Source organism: Streptomyces sp. NBC_00483, from assembly GCF_036013745.1.
Lineage (GTDB): Bacteria > Actinomycetota > Actinomycetes > Streptomycetales > Streptomycetaceae > Streptomyces.
Map to the genome: position 1 here is coordinate 7,615,240 of NZ_CP107880.1, position 18,085 is coordinate 7,633,324.

The 18,085-nt window shown below is 71.5% G+C and carries 17 protein-coding genes; 9 read left to right on the plus strand and 8 right to left on the minus strand.

Translation table 11 applies throughout. The annotated features are described in order from the left end of the window. Positions 1-21: 21 nt before the first annotated feature. From OHA73_RS34105 to OHA73_RS34115, 3 genes are all read right to left on the minus strand, one after another. On the minus strand, positions 22-1,026 hold the full coding sequence (locus OHA73_RS34105; protein ID WP_327656964.1) for a baeRF2 domain-containing protein: 1,005 nt from the start codon (positions 1,024-1,026) through the stop codon (positions 22-24). Positions 1,027-1,075: 49 nt separating this feature from the next. Beyond that, a complete protein-coding gene (locus OHA73_RS34110; RefSeq protein ID WP_266715458.1) occupies positions 1,076-1,618 on the minus strand; it encodes a type 1 glutamine amidotransferase domain-containing protein in 543 nt (180 codons plus the stop codon). A gap of 96 nt (positions 1,619-1,714) precedes the next feature. Further along, positions 1,715-2,155: a CBS domain-containing protein gene (locus OHA73_RS34115; RefSeq protein ID WP_327656965.1), complete on the minus strand. Its 441-nt coding sequence runs from the start codon at positions 2,153-2,155 to the stop codon at positions 1,715-1,717. Positions 2,156-2,578: 423 nt separating this feature from the next. Here OHA73_RS34115 and OHA73_RS34120 point away from each other — a divergent pair, with 423 nt between their 5' ends. After that, positions 2,579-3,397, plus strand: coding sequence for an RNA polymerase sigma factor SigF (locus OHA73_RS34120; RefSeq protein ID WP_266715460.1), 819 nt, complete (start codon positions 2,579-2,581; stop codon positions 3,395-3,397). Between the two features lie 22 nt (positions 3,398-3,419). On the opposite strand, the gene OHA73_RS34125 is transcribed toward OHA73_RS34120, so the two are convergent. After that, complete coding sequence (locus OHA73_RS34125) at positions 3,420-4,547, minus strand: PAS domain-containing protein (RefSeq protein ID WP_327656966.1); 1,128 nt, start codon at positions 4,545-4,547, stop codon at positions 3,420-3,422. A 74-nt stretch (positions 4,548-4,621) separates the two neighbouring features. Between OHA73_RS34125 and OHA73_RS34130 the strand changes: the two genes are divergently transcribed. From OHA73_RS34130 to OHA73_RS34140, 3 genes are all read left to right on the plus strand, one after another. Further along, a complete protein-coding gene (locus OHA73_RS34130) occupies positions 4,622-5,386 on the plus strand; it encodes an ANTAR domain-containing response regulator (protein ID WP_266715462.1) in 765 nt (254 codons plus the stop codon). Positions 5,387-5,853: 467 nt separating this feature from the next. Further along, complete coding sequence (locus tag OHA73_RS34135; RefSeq protein ID WP_267068617.1) at positions 5,854-7,152, plus strand: aminotransferase class I/II-fold pyridoxal phosphate-dependent enzyme; 1,299 nt, start codon at positions 5,854-5,856, stop codon at positions 7,150-7,152. Then, on the plus strand, positions 7,149-8,204 hold the full coding sequence (locus OHA73_RS34140) for an MBL fold metallo-hydrolase (RefSeq protein ID WP_327656967.1): 1,056 nt from the start codon (positions 7,149-7,151) through the stop codon (positions 8,202-8,204). The genes OHA73_RS34135 and OHA73_RS34140 overlap by 4 nt, the downstream gene beginning before the upstream one ends. On the opposite strand, the gene OHA73_RS34145 is transcribed toward OHA73_RS34140, so the two are convergent. Together OHA73_RS34145 and OHA73_RS34150 are read right to left on the minus strand one after the other, a co-directional pair. Further along, positions 8,184-8,813, minus strand: a complete 630-nt coding sequence (locus tag OHA73_RS34145; RefSeq protein ID WP_266719005.1) for a DedA family protein — start codon at positions 8,811-8,813, stop codon at positions 8,184-8,186. The two genes, OHA73_RS34140 and OHA73_RS34145, sit on opposite strands and share 21 nt — an antisense overlap. 127 nt (positions 8,814-8,940) lie before the next feature. Next, positions 8,941-9,714, minus strand: a complete 774-nt coding sequence (locus OHA73_RS34150) for an MBL fold metallo-hydrolase (protein ID WP_327656968.1) — start codon at positions 9,712-9,714, stop codon at positions 8,941-8,943. A gap of 89 nt (positions 9,715-9,803) precedes the next feature. Here OHA73_RS34150 and OHA73_RS34155 point away from each other — a divergent pair, with 89 nt between their 5' ends. The 3 genes from OHA73_RS34155 to OHA73_RS34165 all read left to right on the plus strand — a co-directional run bounded on the left by OHA73_RS34155 (position 9,804) and on the right by OHA73_RS34165 (position 14,081). Beyond that, positions 9,804-10,229, plus strand: coding sequence for a hypothetical protein (locus OHA73_RS34155; RefSeq protein ID WP_327656969.1), 426 nt, complete (start codon positions 9,804-9,806; stop codon positions 10,227-10,229). 288 nt (positions 10,230-10,517) lie between these two features. Next, positions 10,518-12,605 carry an alkaline phosphatase family protein gene (locus tag OHA73_RS34160; protein ID WP_443063232.1) on the plus strand — a complete coding sequence of 696 codons (2,088 nt, stop codon included), beginning with the start codon at positions 10,518-10,520 and terminating at the stop codon, positions 12,603-12,605. A gap of 90 nt (positions 12,606-12,695) precedes the next feature. Further along, entirely contained in the window at positions 12,696-14,081 is a 1,386-nt protein-coding gene (locus OHA73_RS34165; RefSeq protein WP_327656971.1) for an amino acid permease, read from the plus strand. Positions 14,082-14,089: 8 nt separating this feature from the next. Here OHA73_RS34165 and OHA73_RS34170 read toward each other — a convergent pair whose 3' ends face one another. After that, positions 14,090-15,718: a DUF6345 domain-containing protein gene (locus tag OHA73_RS34170; RefSeq protein WP_266715469.1), complete on the minus strand. Its 1,629-nt coding sequence runs from the start codon at positions 15,716-15,718 to the stop codon at positions 14,090-14,092. 170 nt (positions 15,719-15,888) lie between these two features. Between OHA73_RS34170 and OHA73_RS34175 the strand changes: the two genes are divergently transcribed. Both OHA73_RS34175 and OHA73_RS34180 read left to right on the plus strand, forming a co-directional pair. Continuing rightward, a complete protein-coding gene (locus tag OHA73_RS34175) occupies positions 15,889-16,314 on the plus strand; it encodes an OsmC family protein (protein ID WP_327656972.1) in 426 nt (141 codons plus the stop codon). 316 nt (positions 16,315-16,630) lie between these two features. Further along, positions 16,631-17,464 carry a tyrosine-type recombinase/integrase gene (locus OHA73_RS34180; RefSeq protein WP_327656973.1) on the plus strand — a complete coding sequence of 278 codons (834 nt, stop codon included), beginning with the start codon at positions 16,631-16,633 and terminating at the stop codon, positions 17,462-17,464. Between the two features lie 53 nt (positions 17,465-17,517). Here the strand turns inward: OHA73_RS34180 and OHA73_RS45815 are convergent, their stop codons facing one another. Then, a complete protein-coding gene (locus tag OHA73_RS45815; protein ID WP_443063154.1) occupies positions 17,518-17,991 on the minus strand; it encodes an HNH endonuclease signature motif containing protein in 474 nt (157 codons plus the stop codon). Positions 17,992-18,085 lie beyond the last annotated feature (94 nt).

The window sequence follows — 18,085 nt, forward strand, 5'->3', positions numbered from 1 at the left end:
AGAGCCCCGCGGCCGTAACCGCTAGTGGGTCCAACGCAGCAGCGCACCCAGGCCACCCGCCGGCCCCGCAGAGGGATCCGCTCCGGCCACGGACAACGCCCCCGCCCCACTCGCGGCAGCACACCGCATGAGGGCGTCGTCGGCCCGCGCCGACACCACCTCACCGGCACCGAGCGCCTCCGCGTCCGTGCGCCGCACGCCCAGCTGGTCCGGGCTCTCGCCCACCCACACCTCACGGTGCGCGTCGGGCCCGTCCGAACGGATCAGCAGCTCCGCGATCCGGTGCTCACGCGCCGCGTCCACCAACGCCGGCACGCCCTCGGCCGCCGCTTCGCCCTGACCGCGCGCCTCGGCGAACAGCGCCAGGTCGTGCGCGGCGCGCTGTGCCACCTGCTGGGCCCTGGCCTGTTCCAGCTCGCTGTCGAGGAGCCGGCTCTCCGCCCCGTGCCGGGCGCGGACGACCGAGCCGTGCAGGTCGGCGGGGAGCCGGTCCCGTACGGCGGCGCACTCCCGGTCCTCGCCGACCAGGACGACGAGATCGGCCCGGGTATCGGCCTGGCAGCGCGCCAACGCCCCGGCGATCTCACCGTCGTTGTGCTCCCAGGTGTGCTCGCCGCGCGCGGAGCGCAGTTCGAAGTCGGCGCCGGCCCGGTCGACGTACGCGACGAGGCACAGCGGGTCCTCGCCCGCGAGGTCGAGCAGCGGCGTCGTGTGCGGCAGCGCCGCCCAGCGCGCCGATGTCCGCCCCGGCGGGGTGCTCAGCGGCGGGTCGAGGACGACCTCGCCGTCGCGTGCGAAGAAGGCCCGGCCGACCGGTTCGCGCGAGTGCCGCAGGTCCTCGACCGCGGCCCGCATCGCGTGGCACGTCGCCTCGTCCGCGCCGGCCGCGGCGAGCGCGCGCTGCACCCCGAGCGCTTCCAACGACCGCTCGTCGGGGGTGGATTCGTTGTGCCGTGACGTGTCGACGTACACGGAGGCCCAGGGGCCGGGTTGATTGCACAGGGGGTTGAGAAACGCCAGGTCCATGGCTGCCTCCCGAAAGTCGTGGGTGCGGTAGTCGTGGGTCCGGTGCGCCTCAGACTCCGCTGACCTGCTTCAGCAGCGCCGCGTCGAAGGCCTTGAGGTCGTCCGGGCGGCGGCTGGTGACCAGCACGTTCGGCCCGGCCGTGCAGACCTTCACCTGCTCGTCGACCCAGGTGCCGCCCGCGTTGCGGATGTCGGTGGCCAGGCTCGGGTACGAGGTCAGCGTGCGGTCGCGCACCACGTCGGCCTCGACCAGCGTCCACGCCGCGTGGCAGATCGCCGCGACCGGCAGGCCCCGGTCGAAGAAGTCCCGTACGAACGCGACCGCTTCGGGGTCCGTGCGCAGCTGGTCCGGGTTGGCCACGCCGCCCGGCAGGACCAGCGCGTCGAAGCCGTCCGCCGACGACCCGAGGGACGCCACCGTCTTGTCGACGGGAAACTTGTCCGCCTTGTCGAGGTGGTCGAAGGCCTGGATCTCACCCTGCTTGGTCGATACGAGCACGGGTTCGCCGTCCGCGTCCCGCACCGCCTGCCAGGGGTCGGTCAGCTCAATCTGCTCGGCCCCTTCGGGTGCCACCAGGAACGCGATCCGCATCGTCGGTCAACTCCTTTGCTACGTAGTGCTGTTCGGTGCTCTCGGGATGCTCTGGTCGGGGTCGGGGTCGGGGTCGGGGTCGGGGTCGGGCCGGGGTCAGGTCGGCGTGCCGCGCGCCCAGCCGTCCGGGTCGGCGCCGCTGATGTCGGCGAGCGCGGACGCCGGGTCCTGGGTCAGCGCCAGATCGCCCAGGCTGACCATCCCGACGGCCTGCCCGTCCTGCACCACCGGCAGGCGACGCACGGCGTACTCGCGCATCAGCGCCACCGCAGCGGAGACGTCGTCGTCCGGGCCGATCGCCACCGGATGCGGAGTGCACACCGCCTCGGCGCTCACCGTGAGCGGATCGGCCCCGTCGGCGACGGCCCGCAGCGCGATGTCCCGGTCCGTGAGCACGCCCACGACCTGCATCTCGTCCGCCACCAGTACATCCCCGATGTCCTGCGCCCGCATCAGCTGGGCGGCCTCGACCAGCGAGGCGTCGGGGCGTACCGCGACCACGCCGGGCGTCATGACTTCCCTCACTACATCGGCCATCGCATTAGGCCTTCCTGCATCTTCGGGTGCACCGGGATCCCGGCCAGGTACCCGACCGACCCGGAGCCAATCCCGCTCATTTATAAGGGCTTCCTCTCCTCCAATGGCTCGGCGGTGCACGACGCGTACCCGACCGCTTCGCGGTGACACCTGGTGGTTTGCCCGCGCGGGGAGGCGGACCCGCGTGAACATGCGGGCCCGGACCGTTGAGGGAACGCTGGAGGGGTCGCGGTGTTTGCGGCCATGCCCCAGGGGCAGGCGAATGACAGTGCTTCGGACAGGAGGCACGTCCGTGGGAGGGATACGACCGCGTCGTATCCGGTCGATCCGCAGGATCGCCCCGGGTGTGTCCGACAGTCTGTGCGGGCGCTACTCCCACGGTGACCACTGAACCCAAGGCACCCTTCAGGGAGTTGCGACCAGATGCGCACGCGTACCAGCTCACCCCAGAACTCGGTGAAGCCCGGTGGACGCCACCCGCACGATGACGCCCCCGACACCGCCGAGGCCTTCGCCCAGATGTCCGACATGCCCGACGGTCCGGAGCGCGATGAACTGCGCCAGGAGGTCGTCGAGGCCTGGCTGCCGATGGCCGACCGGCTCGCAGGGCGTTTCCGCAACCGCGGCGAGGCGTACGAGGATCTGCGGCAGGTTGCCGCTCTCGGCCTGGTCAAGGCCGTGGACCGATACGACCCGGAACTCGGCAACGCCTTCGAGAGCTACGCCGTGCCCACCGTGACCGGCGAGATAAAGCGGCACTTCCGCGACCACATGTGGACGCTGCACGTGCCGCGCCGCGTCCAGGACCTGCGCAACAGGGTCCGGTTCGCACAGCAGGAACTCTCCGCGACCATCTCGGGGCGCGCCCCGACCCTCGCGGAGATCGCCGAGCACGCCAACATGACCGAGGACGAGGCCCGTAGCGGCCTGGAAGCGCTGGAGAGCTTCACCGCGCTCTCCCTCGACGCGGAGCTGCCCGGCAGCGAGGACGGTTACTCGCTGTCGGACGCGCTCGGCGTCGCGGACCCGGCGCTCGACATCGTCGTCGACCGCGAGGCCGTCAAGCCGCGGATCGCGGCGCTGCCGGAGCGCGAGCGGGAGATCCTGTACATGCGGTTCTTCGGCGACATGACACAGAGCCGGATCGCCGAGCAGCTCGGCATCTCGCAGATGCACGTGTCCCGGCTGATCAGTCGCTGCTGCGACCGCCTGCGGGACCAGGTTCTGGCGGACGCCGCATAGGCCGGTGCATCGGCCGACGGCCCTACTTCCGCATCGCCAACGCGATGTGACGGGCCATCATGTCCAGCGTCTTCGCCTCCGCCATCGAGAAGGCGAGGCGGCCCGCGGACCGGAACAGGGTGAGCACGCCCTGGACCGGTTCGCCGGGCGCGGGAATCAGCGGGACACACAGCAGGGAGGTGACATCGGCACGGACGAGAACCGGCGCCCCCGACGCGTCGTCGCCCAGGGCCCGCAGGTCCTCCGGGCGCACGAGCAGCGCCGGGGCGCCGCCGCGCGCCGCCTCGGCGACGAGCGGGGCGGCGGCCGGATCCTGCGCGGCGATGTCCCGAACGGCGTCGTCGTCCGGGCCGAGCACCTCTATTCGCTCCAGGTGCGCGGCCCCCTTGTCGGCCACCACCCAGTCGGCGAACCGGCCGTGCAGCACGTGGGCGGCGTGCCGCAGGAGTTCGGCCGGGTCGCCCAAGGGGCCGCCGAGCAGTTCGCGCGCCATCGCGTCGAGCAGGTCGGTGAGCGCGGCGTGCCGGGTCGTCTCCGCGAGGTCGGGGACCGGCGCGGCGGGCCGGGCCGACGTGGGCCCGAGACCGGCGGCGTCCGCGGGCTGCAGGATCGCGAGGACCGTGGTGCGCCGCTCGTTGCCCGGGCGCAGGCCCGTGAGAATCGTGCGGACGGGGGCCTGCGGGTTCTGCTGCAGATGCACGGTCAGCCCGCGGTCCCCCTCGCCCCGGGCCACCGCCGCGACCTGCGAGCGGAACGCGGCCCGGTCGGCGTGCGCCAGGAACCCGGTCATCGGGCGGCCCGTCGCGTATCCGGCGCGTACGCCGGTGAAGGTCGTCGCCGCGAAGTTGAGGCGGCGCACCACCGCTTCGCGGTCCACGAGGGCAACCGGCAGCGGAAGGCGCTGGAAGACGGCGCGCAGCAGCTGCTGTTCGTGCCGCTCGGCAGCCGCGTTGCGGCTCGTACCCGTGCCCGTGGCCCCACCTTGCTGGGGGTGCGGCCACAACTTCGCTGCTACATGGTCGAGTTCGAAGAGTGCTGCGTCGAGGACGGCGGGCAGTTCCGCCGTCGACACCGAGCGCGCTGTTTTCAACTCCGCCACACGGCGCACGAAGTCCGCAAGCTCTTCATCGAATTCCTCCATCTGCGCCATGCTGAGAACGTATCCCGTCCCGCGTTTTCGGGAGCCCGGTACGGGAAGCCGACCGACGAGGAGGCGTGAACCCGATGCGACAGTACGTGCGGGCCGATCAGGACGACGAAGCGGATCACGTCGGAAGGTATCCGGTGGCGCTGGGCCAACGCGCCACGGGGACACCGGAGTCGGGGCTTCCCGCCCGGCGGCTCTCCGAGCTCGCCGAGGGGGCGCTCCGGTGCACCGCGGAGTGCTGCGGCGCCGTCGCCACCGCGAGCGACGGCACCGACGAGCGGCCGACCGCGGTGACCCACCCCGACCTCGCCGCGCTCGTCTCCGTGCAGGACCGCTTCGGCGACGGGCCCATACCGGCGGCCGAGGAGGGCGGCGACCCGGTCGACGCCGGCGACCTGCTGAACGACCGGCGCTGGCCCGACTACCGTGCGCTCGCCCTGGATTCCGGGGTGCGCTCCAGCATCACCATTCCCTTCCGCAGCGGCGACCTCACGGTCACGCTCAGCCTGTACAGCTTCCGGGCCGGCTCCCTTGAGGCCGCGTCGCACGGGCCGATCCGCGCCCTCGGCGATCTGGCCGCCAGTTGCCTGGTGCGCGACCGCTCCTACCAGGAGGCGCTCACCGAGGTCGACCAGCTGGGCTCGGCGCTGCGCACACGGCCCGTCGTGGACCAGGCCTGCGGCATCGTCATGCATGTGCTGGGGTGCACACCGGACGAAGCGTTCACCGTGCTGCGCCGAATCTCGCAGACGACCAACCGGAAACTGGCGGATGTCGCCTCCGCCGTCGTCGAGCGGCGCGGACGCGGCCTGGAGCGCGAGTTCAGCGCCGTGGCGGACTGACCGCCCGCCCCACTTCCGGCAGCCGCGGTCACCCGACCGGCAGCCGCGGTCACCCGACCGGCCCAGCCGCCCCTTCCCGCCCCGCCTGCCCTGGGGCCTGTCTTCAAACTCCCGTCTGCCCGGCGACGTCTGGCACGCACGCTCGCGGCGTTGCCGAAAAGCCCTAGTAGCTCCGCTACGAGGACTTCCCGGCGCCTTGCGATCGCACGCCCCAGACGCCGCCGGGCCGCCCTCCGGGCGACGACGGGAGTTTGAAGACAGGCCCCATTGCCCGCACGGGTACGTACAGGGGCAGGAGGCCGACACCAGGGCCACGCCGCGCGCGGACACCCGGTCAGGTGTGACGCTGGAGGCAGGACCTGGCGCCGGTCTCCCGGCTGCCCGGACCCGGTGGCCCGCCTGCCCACGGCGGCCGCCCCCGTACAGCGACCCCCACCCGCACAGCGAGCGGACGGCACGGAGGCAGCATGCGGCCATCGGAACCCACGGCCAGGACCTCAGGACCCGGCGCCGCGCGGGCCCGGGCCCCCGAAGGCCGTGGGCCCGTGCGATACGGCCCGCCGCTGCCCGAGCCCGGCCTCCCGGTGCTGCCCGAACTGGCCGCCGTCACCGCGAGCGCCGCGGGGCGCCCGGACTCGGAGCCGCCGGGCGGGCCGCCCGCCCTCCTAGAAGCGGCCTGCGGCTACTGGCAGCGCCGCGGCCTCGACACCGAACGCGAGCAGCTCGGCGCGGCGCCCGGCGCGGCCCCGCTGCTGCTCGCCCTCACCGCCGCGCTCGGCGGCGACATGCTGGTGCCGCGCCCCTGTCCGGCCTGGTGGGTGCCGCAGGCCAGGCTCCTGGGCCGCGCCGTCTACCACGTGCCGACGCCCGCCGAGTGCGGCGGCGTCCCCGACTCCTCGGCCTTCCTGGAGACGGTCCGCCGGGTCAGAGCCGAGGGCGGCGACCCGCGGCTGCTCGTGCTGTCCGTGGCCGACGACCCGACGGCGACCGTGCCGCCGCCCGAGGTGCTGCACGAGGCCGTGGAGGCGGCCGCGTCCGAGGGGCTGCACGTGGTCAGCGACGAGACGTGGCGGGACACCCTGCATCCGGGCGCCGACTCCGTCCTGTTCAGCCCCGCCGAGATGTACCCGCTCGACGTCACCGTCCTCAGCGACCTCACCGGCGCGTTCCTGCCGCCCTCGCTGCCCGCGGCCTGCGCCCGGTTCCCCGCCACCGAGCGCGGCGCCAGGCTGCGCGCCCGCGTCCTCGACTTCCTCACCGCCACGGGGGCGCTGCTCGCGGCGCCGGTCGCCGCCGCGGCCACGTATGTCCTGAACGAGACCGAGGAGATCACCGAGCGCCGCCGCGTCGGTGCCGCGCTGCACGCGCAGGTCGCCGGTGCCCTGCACCGCGCCGTGCTCGGCGCGGGCGGCCTCGCGAGGCCCCCGCGGGCCGGCCGGCACCTCTACATGGACCTGGAGGAGCTGCGGCCCCGGCTCGCCGCGCTCGGCGTCAGCGACTCCCAGGACCTGGAGGACTTCCTCGGCGAACGGCTCGGCATGCCGGTCCCCGGCGGCCACCGCTTCGGCGACGAGCAGGGCGCGCTGCGGGCACGCCTGTCGACGGGACCGCTGCTCGGGTCAACCCCCGAGGAACGCAGGGCGTCCCTCACCTCACCGGAGCCCTTGGAATTGCCGCACGTCGCAAGGCTGTTGACCATGGTGGAGTCGACGCTCCGCGCCATCGGCGGGGAACCGGCAGGCGAAGGATGGGAGACCGAGCGATGACGCAGGCGTCCGAAGCACCGTCGGCCGTGCAGCGAGCCGATGCCACCGCGGCCCCTCCGCCCCTCGTCGAGCCGCGACCGCTCGGCGGGGGCGACGCAGGAGCGCAGGACGTACCGCGCCGCTGGCCCAAATCCTTCGCCCACCGGCTGACCGCACCGCTGCCGGGCCTGCGGGCCTTCGCCAGATTCGCCCGCGAGGGAGCGCTCCGGCCGCCCGCCGAGAGCCTCGCCGACATCCCGAACCTGCCCTTCGCACCGGGCCCGCTGCCGCAGGTCGACGCCCGTACGGCGGCCGTCACCTGGGTCGGGCACGCCAGCTGGATCGTCCGCATCGGCGGCCTCACGGTCCTCACCGACCCCGTCTGGTCCCGCAAGATCCTCGGCACCCCGGCCAGGGTCACCCCCGCGGGCGTCGCCTGGAGCGCGCTGCCCCGCGTCGACGCCGTCGTCATCAGCCACAACCACTACGACCACCTGGACTGGCCGACCGTCAAAAGACTCCCGCGCGACACCCCGGTCCTCGTCCCCGCGGGCCTCGCCCGCTGGTTCACGCGGCGCGGCTTCACGCAGGTCACGGAGCTGGACTGGTGGGAGGCGGTGGAGATGAAGGGAGTCCGCTTCGACTTCGTGCCGGCCCACCACTGGTCCAAGCGCAGCCTCGTCGACACCTGCCGCACCCTGTGGGGCGGCTGGGTGCTCACCGACTCCGAGGGGCAGCGGATCTACTTCGCGGGCGACACCGGCTACGGCCACTGGTTCTCGCAGATCGGCCGCCGCTACCCGGGCATCGACCTCGCGCTGCTCCCCATCGGCGCGTACGACCCGCGCTGGTGGCTCAAGGACGTGCACTGCGACCCGGAGGACGCGGTGCGGGCGGTGCAGGACGTGGGCGCGCGCCGGATGGCGCCGATGCACTGGGCGACGTTCCTGCTGTCGGCGGAACCGGTCCTCGAACCGCTGCACCGGCTGCGCGCCGCCTGGGACAAGGCGGGCCTCCCGCGCACGGCCCTGTGGGACGTGCCGGTGGGCGGCTCACGCGTGCTGACTGCCTGACTCCCGCCCCCGCACCTTGCGCCACACACTCGGCACCGTGCTGACCAGCACCGTCAGCGCGACCGCCGCGACGACGCCCTGCCACGGCTCCGGGAAGAGGGAGCCGCCGAGGATGCCGATGACCTGGTACGTCGCCGCCCACGCGAGGCAGGCGGGGACGTCGCCGCGGGCGAACTGCCGCAGCGGCATCTTCGCCATCAGGCAGGCCAGCATCACGGGGATCCGCCCCGCGGGCACGAGCCGCGACAGCACGAGCACCATCACCCCGTGGTCGGCGAGCTTGTCCTGAGCCTGCGCGAGCCGCTCCTCAGGGGCCCGAGAACGGATCGCCTCAAGCCACTTCGACCCGTTTTTCGAGTGCATGCCGCGCCGCCCCAGCCAGTACAGGACGATGTCGCCGAGGAACGCGGCGAGCGCCGCCACCGCGAAGACGAACAGCAGCGAGAGCGGCGAGCTGTGGTGGAACGCGACGACCGCCGCGGAACTCACGAGCGCGCCGGTCGGAATGACCGGGACGAGCGCCCCGAGGAAGACGAGCAGGAACAACGAGGGGTAGCCGACGGCCTGTTGGGTCGTCTCGGGCGGCACCTGGGTGGCGGCGGAGAGCATCACCGGCGCGCTCCCGACCGAGGGGTTCCGGAGCGAAGGGATCTGAGGGGAAGGGACCCGGGCCGAAGGGTTCCGGGGCGAAGGGATCTGGGTCGACGGGACCCGGGGCGAAGGTTCGCGGGCCGTCTCATCCGGCCACCTCGGGACGTACGCTCTCGCCCTGGTCGAGCCGGTGCACCGCCACGCCCGGCGCGCGCAGCGCCGCCTGCCGGACGAACTCGTCGCCCGGCGCGTGGAACTCGTGCGGCCGCACCGCGTCCATGCCGATCGGCCAGTACGTCCCGTAGTGCACGGGCACCGCGCTGCGCGGGGCGATCCGGGCGAGCGCCTCGGCGGCCCGCCCCGCGTCGAGATGCCCAGAGCCGAGGTACGGACCCCAGCCGCCCACCGGCAGCAGCGCCACATCGACCTCGCCCACGGTCTCCGCCATGCCGTCGAAGAGCCCGGTGTCGCCCGCGAAGTACGTACGGGCCTCGCCGTTCACGACGTAGCCGAGCGCGGGGGCCATGTGCGGACCGACCGGGATCCTGCGCCCGTCGTGCTCGGCGCGGACCACCTCTATCGCCACGTGCCCGATCTCGACGCGCGCGCCCGCCTCCACCTCGATGATCTTCAGCGTGCGGAGCTTGCGCAGCGCGGGCACGGCGCGCGGGGCGCCCTTCGGCACGAGCACCCGCGTACCGGGCGCGAGTCGGGCGAGCGAGGGCACGTGCAGGTGGTCGGCGTGCAGGTGGGAGACCAGGACGACGTCCGCCTCCGCCGCGCGCGGTGGCGGGGGCGCGCCGCGCCGACGGCGCAGATGTGCGAGGCGCCGCGCGAAGAGCGGATCCGTGAGGACGCGCGTGCCCGCGTCCTCGACGGTGCAGGTGGCATGACCCCACCAGGTGATCTCCACCGGCACGCGCTCCTCCTTGTGCTCCTTCGGGCGACTCCCTTGAGCCTACGTGCAGGAGTAGGGTCGGGGCCGAAAGCTGTGGTGAGGGGGGACGCATGGGGGCATCCGACGGGAGCGGCGAAGCGGTGCGGGTCGCGGCGATCGCCAGCCTGATCCCGCTGGAGGAGCTGGACGCCGACCCCTTCCTGGTGGACTCGCGCAGCCAGCACGCCATGTGCGCGCGCTGGGCCGCCGAACGTGGGTATGTGGTCACCCGCGAACTCCTGGTGCACGGGGTCCGTCCCGACCACGAGGTGCTGTGGGCGGACGTCGACGCGGGCCTCGTCGATGTGTTCGTCGCGCCCTGCGAGCGGGTTCTGCGGGCGGCGCTGCGGTCGGTCGACGCGTTCTCGGCGGAGTGCGAGCGGCGCGGTGTCCGCCTGGAGACGGCGGGGTTGGCGGAGCCGGCCTACGACGCGGAAATGAAGGCGCGGGTCCACCGCCGCTTGTCGATGCCGACGGCGGGTTACGACGGCTGCTAGCCGCTGCCGCGTTTCGGCCCCACGTGCTCGACGCCTCGGGGCTCCGCCCCGGACCCCGCTGCTCAATCGCCGCAGGGGCTTGATAGATCAACCCCCGCCGGCGTTTGAGGCGCGGGGTCCGGGGCGGAGCCCCGAGGCCGTAACGCCGGGTGGGCGCAAAAGGTGTGAAACCCTGACCCCACGTGACCAAATGAGGGGAGCCGCAACGTGGCCGGAGGCCGTTGGTGGAGGCGGGCCGGAAGCACCGCCTGGCGATCGGTCGCCGTCTGGGCGGCCTGCACGGTCACCATGATGGTCCTCGCAGGCCTGCTGCCCGACTTCAAGCTGACGTCCGACGACGGCGACAGCATGACCCGTATCGCCGTGACCGCCGCCCTCGGCGCCGCCGCCTTCGCCGTCCTCTCGGCCCTGGTGTGGCCGATCCTCGTACGCGCCCTGCTGCTCGTCCCCGCACTCGTCCTCGGCCTCGTCGTGTTCTTCCTCAACGGCGCCCTGCTGCTCATCGCGCTGCACCTCATCCCCGACGGCAGGGGAGAGGCAGGACCCGAGACCGCGGTCGTCGTGGCCGCGGTGATGTCGGCCGTGGCGTCGGCGGCCGGTGGTGCGCTGGCCGTCCGGGACGACGACGCGTACCGCAGGCGCCTGTACCGGCTCGCCGACCGCAGGCGCCGCAGGGGCTCCGACGCCGACGCCACCTGCCCGCCCACCCCCGGCACCGTCTTCATCCAGCTCGACGGCGTCGGCCACGAGGTGCTGCGCCGCGCCGCACGCGACGACGTCATGCCGACGATCAACGGATGGCTGCGCGACGGCGGCCACCGCCTCACCCCGTGGCGCACCGACTGGTCGAGCCAGACCGGCGCCAGCCAGCTCGGCATCCTGCACGGATCCAATGACGACGTCCCGGCCTTCCGCTGGTACGAGAAGGACACCGGCGAGACCCAGGTGTCCAACCGGCCCACCAGCGCCGCCGAGCTCCAGCGCCGCGCCGTCGCGCACACCGGCGACGGCGGCCTGCTCACCGTCGACGGCGCCAGCCGCGGCAACCTCTTCAGCGGCGGCGCCGAACAGGTCGCGCTCGTACTGTCCGTCGCCGCCCGGCGCGGCAAGGAGAACCGCTCGCGGGCCGGCTACTTCGCCTACTTCTCCGACCCGGCGAACGCCGTCCGTACCGCGCTGTCGTTCTTCGCCGAGGTCGGCCGCGAGATCGGGCAGTCCACGCGGGCCCGCATGTGCAAGGTGCGGCCGCGGATCGGGCGCGGTGGCCTGTACCCGTTCATCCGCGCCTTCGCGACCGTCGTCGAGCGGGACGTCGTCGTCGCGGCCGTCATCGGCGACATGCTCGCGGGCCGCAGCGCCGTCTACGCCGACCTCGTGGCCTACGACGAGGTGGCGCACCACTCGGGCCCGTTCGGCCGCGACGCGCAGAAGGTGCTCGAACGCCTCGACCGCTCGCTCGCGCTGCTCGTCAAGGTCGCCGACCACGCGCCGCGCCCGTACCGCATCGTCGTCCTCTCCGACCACGGGCAGAGCCCCGGCGAGACCTTCCGCGGCCGCTACGGGCTCACCCTTCAGGACCTCGTCCGCGCGGGCTGTGGGCTGCCCGTGCCGCGCAAGGCGGGGCGCACCCGCAGCGGCGCCGAGGCCCGCGCCGCCGTGCGGGCCGCGCTGCACCGGCCCGTCGAGGAGGGCGCGGGCAAGGGAAAGCGCAGCGAACCGATCGTGCTGGCCTCCGGCAACCTCGGCCTCGTCTCGTTCCCCGACGTCCCGCACCGCATGACCCGCGAGGAGATCGACGCCCGCAACCCCGCCCTGCTGCCGACCCTCGCCAACCACCCCGGCATCGGCTTCCTCCTCGTACGCAGCGAAGAGCACGGCGCGGTCGTGCTCGGGGCGCGGGGCGCGGAGGTGCCGCTGGCCGAGCTGGCCGACGGCGAGGGGCCGCTCGCCGACTTCGGTCCCGGCGCCGCCGACGCCGTGCGCCGCACCGACTCCTTCCCGCACACCGCCGACATCATGGTCAACTCCATGTACGACCCGGTGGAGGGCGAGGTCCTCGCCTTCGAGGAGCAGATCGGCTCGCACGGCGGGCTCGGCGGCGCCCAGAGCCGGCCGTTCCTGCTCTCGCCCGCGGAGCTGTCGGAGCCGGTGCCGGAGGTCGAGGCCCTGGTCGGCGCCGAGCAGGTGCACCAGGTGCTGCGCCGCTGGCTGACCGAGGGACACGGACCGCAGATCCCGATGCGGGTCGTGCCGCTGTCCCTGGACCCACCTGCGACGAAGCGGCTGGAACGGCCCGTGGAGAATTCCCTACGGCGCGAGCCCGGCGGTGCATCATTTGCGGCCACGCCCCCCGAGCCGCAGGACAATTCCGCCTGATTTGGAGCGCGGCGGGAGCCCACCGGACCATGGGCCCCGCCATCCGGCGATCCCGCGGTGGCCCAGCACAATCGAGAGGCACTTCCCCCCATGCTCGACACCGGGACTGCCCCCGCTCCCGAGACGGCTCCGGCAGCGGACGAGGACCAGAACCAGGACGGCAAGCACGCCCGCAGGTTCGGTCTTCCCATCGCGACGGCCCTCGTCATGGGCAACATCATCGGCGGCGGCATCTTCCTGCTGCCCGCGTCCGTGGCCCCGTACGGCACGATCTCGCTGGTCGCCTTCGGCGTCCTGACGGTCGGCGCCATCGCCCTCGCGCTCGTCTTCGGGCGGCTCGCGAAGCGGCATCCGCAGACCGGCGGCCCCTATGTGTACGCCCGTGAGGCCTTCGGCGACTTCGCCGGGTTCCTCGCCGCGTGGAGCTACTGGATCACCTCGTGGGTGTCGAACGCGGCGCTCGCCGTCGCGGCCGTCGGCTACCTCAATGTGCTCCTGCCGATCCACGGATCGACGTTCTGGACGATCGTCGCGGCGCTCGCCTGCCAGTGGCTGCCCGCGCTCGCCAACCTCGCCGGCACCCGCTACGTCGGCGCCGTCCAGCTGGTCTCCACCGTGCTGAAGTTCGCGCCGCTGGTGCTCGTCGCGGTCGGCGGCCTGTTCTTCTTCGACGCCGACAACCTCGGCCCGTTCCAGACGGGCGGGGAATCCCCGGTCGGCGCGATCTCGGCGTCCGCAGCGATCCTGCTCTTCAGCTACCTGGGCGTCGAGTCCGCCTCCATGAGCGCGGGCGAGGTCCGCGACCCGGAGCGCAACGTCGGCCGCGCCACCGTCCTCGGCACGGGCCTCGCCGCCCTCGTCTACCTGCTGTGCACGGTCTCCGTCTTCGGCACCGTCGCCCACGACAAGCTGGTGGACTCCACCGCGCCGATGACCGACTCCGTCAACGTGATGTTCGGCGGTACGTGGGGCGGCACGGCGGTCGCGATCGCCGCGGTCGTCTCGATCCTCGGCGCGCTCAACGGCTGGACGCTGCTCTCCGCGCAGGCGCCGTACGCCCCTGCGAAGGACGGCCTGTTCCCGGCCGCGTTCGCGCGCAAGAAGCGCGGCGTCCCGACGTTCGGCGTGCTCGTCGGCGTCGCGCTCGCCTCGCTCCTGACCATCTACAACTACACGGCGGGGTCCGAAGGCGTCTTCGAGAGCCTCGTGCTCATCACGACGTTCACGGCGACGGTCCCTTACCTCCTCGCCACCGCCGCTCAGATCTACTTCCTGCTGTCGGGCCAGGGCCACCGGGTGAGCAAGGGCCGGCTCGCGCGCGACATGACGCTCGCGCTCGCCGCGTTCGGCTTCTCGATGTGGCTGGTCGGCGGCGCCGGCTACGCGGCCGTCTACCAGGGCGTCATCTTCCTGTTCGTGGGCGTCCTCGTCTACGCGTGGATGGCGGCCCGCAAGAAGCGGACCGCCACCACCTGACGCGTCTGTCACCTGGCGATAGGTGCCACCACCCACCGCTGTGTCTTGAACATGCTGTCCCGTGAGCCGATCTCGATCAGCTTCCGCGCAGCGGGATACGCCTCGTTGCCCTCGATCTCGTAGCCGACCTCGAGGGACCCGGGTACGTCCCTGATCTCCAGCTGCGCCTCGATGTCGGCCGCCGACCGTTCACCGTCGGCGGCCATCGCGGTCAGATGGGCGATGCGCCGCTGCTGCGCCTCCTCCAGCGCCTGCCGCGGGTCGCGCGACCCGGGCGAGGCGAGCGCCTGCTGGCCCTTCCCCGACGGGGGCGCGACCGCGGAGGCGGGCGTGCGGGTGTCGCCGGTGGGCGTGCGCGTCGACAGGGTGGCCTGGACGACCGTGCCGTCGTTGTCGAGCGCGACCCGGAACTCGCCGCGGCCCGGCGTGATCACCGGTACGCCGTCGAAGACCTGCCGGAACGTGACGTGCGTCTGCAGCGACACCGGCTCACCGATCTCCGAGCCGTCCTTCTTGCCGCTGTTCTGCATCAGGTCGTGCACGCTGTCCACGACCAGCTCGACGCCCTCCGCGTTCTCCTGCGCGAACCGTTGCGCGATCTCGACCGCGCGCTCGGTCGGCAGCTGGTGCGTGTTGCGGTGGTTGGCCTCGGCGAGCTTCACCCAGCGCACGGCCTGCGGCGCCGTCGACACGAACCGGTCGCCCGAGCTCGCGCTGAGCACGCCCTGCCGCTCGACCTGCACCTCTTGCAGCGCCGCAGCCGGGAAGTGTGCGAGACGGCCCATCGTGGCGAGTTCCTCGCTCGGGTCGCGCGGCGCGAGCTGCACGATCTGCGGGGTCGCCGGCGCCTGCGTCAGCGGGTCGCGCAGGCCCTGGCGCGCGTAGTACCAGCGCCACACGTACCAGTTGTCCGGAACGTGCTCCCGGTAGAAGTTGCGCTCCGAGTTCAGCCGGTTCTGCGCCTCCGCCTGGGTCGCACCGGTGGCGCACACCGAGGGCGCCTGACCGTGGTAGATGTCCCAGCTGGCGTTGAGCCACGCGTCGCAGTACGTCTGGCCGGCCCGCCACTTCTCCCAGAACTTCTTGCCGTAGTCGCCGCTGTCGATGCTCGTCGTCTCGAAGCCGAAGATCATCCGGGAGCCGAGGTTGGGCCCGGCCCACGTGCGGATGGGGGAGTGCCCGTCGAGGACGCGCAGCGAGCTGCACGTCGACCAGAACACGTAGTTGGCCTTCTCGTTGCCGAACGCCATCCGGTTGGAGACCGCGTCCGAGCGGTTGTCCCACTTGGCGCCGAGCGGCGCGAAGAACACTCCGTTGCCGTCCATGCCGCCGTGCCCCGAGTGGTACACCGCGACGACGGCGTCCACTCCGTACCGGTCCTGCCAGTTGTCGTACGTCTCCTCGTACGCCCACACCTGGGCGCCCGCGTCGGCGAACCAGAAGTTGCGGTCGTAGAACTGCTGCAGATACGCGAGCCAGCCGGTCGCGTCCTCGTGCGTGTGGGAGAGCGGGTTCTGGTTGACGAACTTCTGGATGCTGAACGCACCCCACCAGCCGAACGTCGAATCCCGGTCGGTCGCGCCCGGCTTCCCGGTCTCCAGTGGTGACGGACCTTGGTCCGCGTAGATCATGCGCATGGTCTGCCCCCCTGCGAAGCCCCCTGAAACCCCCCCTGGGCGGGAGGCCCCAAACTGTCACCATCGTGCCGACTTGCCCAGTTCGCTTTCCGGCCATGGTGGCGTGCCACGGGCGCGTCGGATGTGGTCGGATAGGAGTCCGAAGCATCCGGAAACGGAAAGGAACCACCGTGGCAACCACGCGCTCCGCACACACCGTGTGGGAAGGCAACCTGTTCGAGGGCAACGGCACCGTCACCTTCGACTCGTCGGGCATCGGGCAGCAGCCGGTGTCCTGGCCGTCCCGCGCAGAGGAGGCGAACGGCAAGACCAGCCCGGAGGAGCTGATCGCGGCCGCGCACTCCTCCTGCTTCTCCATGGCGCTGTCCAACGGTCTGACCGGCGCGGGCACCCCGCCCACCAAGCTGGTCACGTCCGCGGACGTGACGTTCCAGCCGGGCGAGGGCATCACCGGCATCCACCTCACGGTCGAGGGCACCGTCTCCGGCCTCGACGAGCAGGGCTTCCAGGCGGCCGCGGAGGACGCCAAGAAGAACTGCCCCGTGAGCCAGGCGCTCACCGGCACGACGATCACCCTGACCGCCAAGCTGGGTTGACCAGGGAGAACACCGTTCACGGGGTGGGTTGACCAACTCCACACAGGGAGCTAGGCAAGCTGCTCGACAGACAGGGGCTTGCCTAGCGACCGGACTGGGATACCCCGTGAACGAGCTGAGAAGCCCTCTGCGGACCGCAACGAACCGTGCCCCTGTAAGGCCCTTGGCGCTGCGCCCCGAGACGGCACAAAGCGACCCATGGAATCAGGCCAGAGCAGCCCAAGTAGATGAGCTGGTCGTGTACTTGAGTACGACGGTCAACTCGAAGGGGCGACCGTACGCCCCTCGTACCATCACGGCGTACCGGGATGCTGCCGTGTCGTTCAACACCTGGCTGACGCTGGAGGAACGGCACGAAGGTGACTTCACGACCATCACCACAGACCTGTTGAACAGGTACTTCCTGTGGTATCTGAAGACTCACTCAGGACCGGCAGCAACGAACACCAGGCAACGCAACCTCCACCCGCTGTTCTTGTACCTCGTTGAGGACTACGGGCACCCGGACCCCTACTCAGGGCCGTTCCGCTGGTATTCCGGAGAGAGCAGCACCCCGAAGACTCTCAGCCCGGAGTTCATATCCGCGATGCTGGCTGTCACAGGCGGTGGGTCCGCCAAGATCAGGGACTTTCAGACCGTGCGGGATCACGCCATTGTCCGTGTTCTCACAGAGGGGCTACGGGCTGAAGAACTGCTCTCGCTGACTGTGAACTCAGTGGACCTTCCCCGAGGGGTTGTCACCGTGGTGCCGCTCAAGGAAGCCAGGGCAACCGGTACAGGGCGCATCGTGCCAATCCAACCCCCAACCGTGCAGGCGGTTCGCCGTTACCTCCGTGTCCGTCAAAGCCACAAGTATTCGGAGGTTGATTGGTTGTGGCTGGGCACCCGAAACCGAGGACACCTGAAGTACAACGGCCTGTGGCGTCTGATCAAGCGTCTCGCAGAGCAGTGCGGGTATGACCCCTCGTTGTGCTCTCCACACGGGTTTCGGCATTCTTGGGCATCCGATTTGATGGAAGCCGGTATCTCGGACGGAGACATAATGCAGGCGGCCGGTTGGAAGTCGAGCGACATGCTCAGGACTTACGGCCGGGACGTGGCCGGAGATCGCGCCGTAACGGCCATTCACCGGTTGGGTAGCCGCTACTAGCACCGGACAGCAAAAAGCCCCTAGACCGGCGTCTGGGGGCTTTGTTGTGGCGTCTATCGCTGCTGTCGTTGCCGTGCTCCGCGACGGGCGTCAGAGTCTCTTTTGCATGTGCGGCAGTAGCGGTGACCCGCATCGTTTCGACGGGTGTTCTCATTGTCGTAGGCGTGACCCTGGGGACAGTGCGTTATCGTCCTACTGTGATGGGTGCCGTGCCGTAGACAGTCGGCCATGTTCTCCGACTTTGAACCCCACCGCAGATTCCACAGGTGGTTGTTCAGCTGATTTCCGTCACCGTGTAGTACGCACGGCTTGCCGTCCGGAGCGGGCCCGAGGAACGCAAGGGCTACCAAACGATGGACCCTGAGCGTGTATTCCTTGCCGTCCACACAAAGCTTCACACGGGGGTACCCCTCGCTAGGTGGTGTCTTCAGCCACCGGCCCGACTTCTCGGACCACACTCGACCGTCATTTGTGATCTTGTATCCGGGCGCCCAAGGGATCTTTTGCATTCTGAGAATGGTCTCCATGCCAGGGATGAACCCTCGGAACGCAACCGAAATGCGACTTCCCTGAAACGCATCCTAAGAACGGCATGATCACGACCCACGCAAGACCCACAGC